The 4,771-nt window shown below is 73.3% G+C and carries 2 protein-coding genes; both read right to left on the bottom strand.

Features of this window, described 5'->3' with window-relative positions:
* Positions 1-1,982, bottom strand: a 1,982-nt coding sequence (locus tag ACWCSV_RS34420) for a type I polyketide synthase (protein ID WP_451149177.1), incomplete at its 3' end; no start/stop codon positions are given.
* A partial coding sequence (locus ACWCSV_RS34415) for an SDR family NAD(P)-dependent oxidoreductase (protein ID WP_451149175.1) occupies positions 1,982-4,771 on the bottom strand: 2,790 nt, incomplete at its 5' end. The genes ACWCSV_RS34420 and ACWCSV_RS34415, both read right to left, overlap by 1 nt.

The raw sequence follows: 4,771 nt of genomic DNA, 5'->3' as shown, positions 1-4,771 counted from the left end.
CCCGCCGCCTCCCACACCGCGGCCAGCGACACCATCACCGCCCACAACGCCGGCTGCACCACATCCGCAGCCTCAAACCCATGCACACCCGCCAACACATCGTCCAACCGCCAGTCCACATAAGGCGCCAGAGCCACACCACACTCCGCCAACCTCGCCGCAAACACCGGAGACGACTCAGCCAAATCACGGCCCATCCCCACCCACTGACTGCCCTGACCCGGAAAGACGAACACCGTCCGCCCCACACCACCCGCAGCCACCGAACCCGTCACCACACCAGCCGCCGGCTGCCCCGTCGCCACCGCCGCCAGAGCCGAGGCGAGTTCACCGCGGTCCGCGCCCAACACCACCGCACGGTGCTCCAGCGCCGCACGCGTCGTCGCCAACGACCAAGCCACGTCACCGGCCGACAGCTCAGGCCGTGCCACGAGGTGTTCGACGAGTCGGCCCGCCTGGCCGGCGAGCGCCGCAGCGCTCTGGCCCGACAGCACCCACGCGGGAACGCGCTCGCCTGCCAGGACGCGAGGCGCGGCGCCCGGGACCACTTCCGGACGGTCCGATCCCTCAGGCGCCTCCTCCAGGATCAGGTGCGCGTTGGTGCCGCTCACGCCGAACGCGGACACGCCTGCCCGGCGAGGCTGTTCGCCCGCCGGCCACTCCACCGCTTCCCGCAGGAGCTGTACGTTCCCCGACGCCCAGTCCACGTGCGGCGAGGGGTTCTCGGCGAACAGGGTCTTGGGCAGCATGCCGTGCCGCAGTGCCAGCACCATCTTGATCACACCGGCCACACCGCTCGCGCAGCCGGAGTGCCCGATGTTCGACTTCACCGAGCCCAGCCACAGTGGCCGGTCGGCGGGCCGGTCCTCGGCCTGCCCGTAGGTGGCCAGCAACGCCTGCGCCTCGATCGGGTCGCCCAGCGTCGTGCCGGTCCCATGGGCCTCCACGACGTCCACGTCGGCCGTGGTCAGGCCCGCGTCGGCCAGCGCCGAGTTGATGACGCGGTATTGCGAGGGCCCGTTGGGGGCGGTGATGCCGTTGGACGCGCCGTCCTGGTTGACCGCGCTGCCGCGGATCACTCCGAGCACCTGATGGCCGTTGCGGCGGGCGTCCGAGAGGCGTTCCAGCGCGATGATGCCGGCGCCCTCGCCCCAGCCGATGCCGTCGGCCTCGGCGGCGAAGGACTTGCACCGGCCGTCCGCGGCCATGCCGCCCTGCTGGGAGAACTCGATGTACGCGTCGGGCATGACCAGCACCTCGACGCCGCCCGCCAGGGCGAGGGAGCATTCGCCCTGGCGCAGCGAGCGTACCGCCAGGTGCAGTGCCACGAGGGAGGAGGAGCAGGCGGTGTCGATCGTCACGGCCGGGCCGGTCAGGCCCAGTGTGTAGGAGATGCGTCCGGAGACGACGGCGGTCAGGCCGCCCGTCATCTTGTAGCCCTCGGCGCCGCTGCCGTTGCCGCCCACGCCCGAGCCGTAGGCGGTGCCGCTCGCGCCGACGAACACGCCGGTGTCGGAGCCCTTCAGCGAGGTCGGGTCGATTCCGGCCCGCTCGACCGCTTCCCAGGCCGTCTCCAGCAGGATTCGCTGCTGGGGGTCCATCGCGAGGGCCTCGCGGGGGCTGATCCCGAAGAACCCGGCGTCGAAGTCGGCCACGTCGTAGAGAAATCCGCCCACCCGGGCGTACCCGTCACCGGGGCGGGCGTCCGGGTTGCCGTAGGCACGCTCCCACTCCGCCCAGCCGCGGTCGGTGGGGAAGCCGCCCATGGCGTCCGTCCCCGCGGACAGCAGGTCCCAGAACTTGTCCGGGCCGGTGATTCCGCCGGCGTAGCGGCAGCCGAGTCCGACGATGGCGATCGGCTCGCGCTCGCCCGCTTCGAGCTCCTTGACGCGCTCGCGGGTCCGATACAGATCGGCAGCGAGCTTCTTCAGAGTGTCGAGCAGCTGATTGTCGCCACCCGCCGCCTGCGCACCACCGGTCATCACGAAAGCCCCAATTCCTTGTTGATGAAGTCCAGGACCTCGCCGGCGTCGGCGTCGTCCAGTCGTCCGGCCAGCGTCTGCTGCTCCTGCTCGTCCTGCCGTGGTTGCTCGGTGTCGCCCAGCCAGCGGGAAAGCACGTTCCTCAGCCGCAGGGTGACGTCGCGCCGGGCGCCGCTGCCGCCCGGTACCGCCGCGAGAGCTGCCTCCAGGCGGTCGAGACCGTCGAGCACCGGGTCGGTGCCGGCGTGGGTGTCGTCGGTGGTCGCGGATCGCAGGCCGAGTTCGCCGTGCAGGTACTCGGCGAGTTCGGCGGGGGTCGGGTGGTCGAAGACGAGGGTGGCGGGCAACCGCCGCCCGGTGGTGTCGGTGATCCGGTTGCGCAGGTCTACCGCCATGACGGAGTCGAAGCCGAGGTGGCGGAACGGGCGGCCCTTGGGCAGGGCCCCGGCGGTGTGGCCGAGCACGGCGGCTGCCTGGTCGCAGACGATCTCTTCCAGTCGGCGCAGTTGCTCCGGGTGAGGGAGGCCGGCCAACTGGTCGGCCAGTCCGATGCCTTCCCCTGCTCCGCTCGCGGTATCGGATTCCGCGGGCGCCGGGTCGATTCCGGCGTACGGCAGGTCGGCGAGGAGGGGGCTGGGACGGCGCAGGGTGAACGTGGGACCGAACACCGGCCAGTCGATGTCCGCGACGGTGATGGCATCGTCGCCCGCGTCCAGGGCCTGGCCGAGGGCGCGGACGGCGAGTTCGGGGGCCATGGCCCGGACCCCGTAGCGGTTCAGGCGAGTGCTGACGCTGCCGCCTCCCATGCCGCCGCCGTCCCACAGGCCCCAGGAGAGCGTGGTGGCCGGGCGGCCGGCGGCGCGGCGCTCGGCGGCGAGACCTTCGAGGTAGCCGTTGGCGGCGGCGTAACCGGCCTGATCGCTGCCGCCCCAGACGGCCGCGCCGGAGGAGAACAGCACGAAGTCGTCGAGGCCGCGCTCGGCGGTCAGCTCGTCCAGCCAGCGGGCGCCGGCCGCCTTGGGAGCGCACACTTCGGCGAGACCGGCGGAGGTTGTCTGGTCGACGGTGCCTCCTTGGCCGACGCCGGCGGTGTGCAGCACGGTCGACAGGGCCGGTCCGCCGGTGGCGTCGATCCGGGTCAGCAGGGCGGCGACCTCTGCGCGCTCGCCGACGTCGCAGGCCACCACGTCGACGCCGGTTCCCCGGGCGGCCAGTTCGGCGGCTCGGGCGGGTACGCCCTCGGTGGCCGGTCCTCGTCGGCCGGTCAGCACGACGCGGTGGGTACCTCGGTCGGCGAGCCAGCGGGCGACGTGCTCGCCGATGGCGCCGGTGCCGCCGGTGACCAGGACGGTGCCGCGTGGGGTCCACGTGGTGCCGTTCGCCGGGGTCGGCGTCTGCTCGGCACGTACCAGCCGGCGCCCGTACGCGCCGGACGGGCGCAGCGCCACTTGGTCCTCGCCGTCGACCCCCGTAAGGACGGTGGCGAGACGTCGCAGGGCGGGGTCGGTGTCCTCGGGACGCTGCGGCAGGTCGACCAGGCCGCCCCAGAGGCCGGGGTGGGCGAGGGCGGCCGTCCGGCCGAGGGCCCAGATCTGCGCGTGTGCGGGCGGGCCGGCCGGTTCGCCCCCGGTGACTACGGCCGCCCCTCTGGTCAGCACCCACAGCGGCGCGGGGGGCGTGCCGTCCCCGTCACCGTGCCGGTCGACGAGGGCTTGGACCAGGGCCAGGGTGGCGGCCAGAGCGCGCGGTACGCCGGGGTGGTCGTCCAGCGGCTCGGCGTCGTCGTCGAGGGCGAGGGCGGAGACGATGCCGGTGAGGTCGTCGATGCCGGTGGGCAGTGCTGCGGAGAGAGCCGCGCGGTCGGTGGTCTCGGTGCCGGTGGGGTCCACGGTGTGGACCCGGGCGCCGGCTGCCGTCAGGGCGTCGGCCACGTCGGGCGCGGAGCCGAGAAGCAGCCAGGTGCCGGTCAGCTCGGTGCCGGTCGACGCGGTGCCGGGGGCAGCGTCGGGGTTGGGGTCGGGGTCGGGCAGAGGCGACCATGCGATGCGGTAGCGCCAGTCGGCCACGGCGGACTCCGCGCGTTCGCGGTGGCGCCAGCCGGTGAGCGCGCCCAGGGCCGGGTCTGCGGGGTCGACGCCGAGCAGGTCGGCGAGGGTCTCGGTGTCACCGTGCTCGACGGCGTCCCAGAAGCCCGCTTCGGCGGGCGTGCTCGCAGCGGCCGGGGGGATTGGCGGTTTGGTGGGCGACGGCCAGAACCGGTCCCGCCGGAAGGCGTAGGTCGGCAGGTCCACTGTCGTACCCCGGCCACCGAGAACGGCTGCCCAGGCGACGGGCAGGCCCCGCACATGGGCCTCGGCGAACGAGGTCAGCAGTCGCTCGGCGCCACCGTCGTCCCGCCGCAGCGTGCCGACCACCACCGGAGCCCGCTCCTCCAGACTGTCCCCGATCGCCGGCACCAGCACCGGATGCGGGGACACCTCCACGAACACGCCGTGGCCCTCCTCGCCCAAAAGCCGCACGGCACGGTCGAACTCCACCGTCTCCCGGAGCGACGCGTACCAGTAGGCGGGGTCGAGCTCCGGACCCGCCAGCCACTCTCCCGTCAGCGCGGAGATCATCGGAATCCGCCCCTCGCCGGGGGCTATGCCGTGGAGGACGGCGAGGATCTCCTCCTTCAGCTCGTCCACGTGCGCGCTGTGCGAGGCGTAGTCCACCGGAATCATCCGCGCACGCGGCGACTCCCCACACGAATCAGCCAGCTCACGCAACGCGTCCGCATCACCGGACAC

This window comes from Streptomyces sp. NPDC001770 (genome assembly GCF_053596135.1).
The sequence above is the reverse complement of the archived record's forward strand: the minus strand, read 5'-3'. Positions and strand labels throughout refer to the sequence as shown.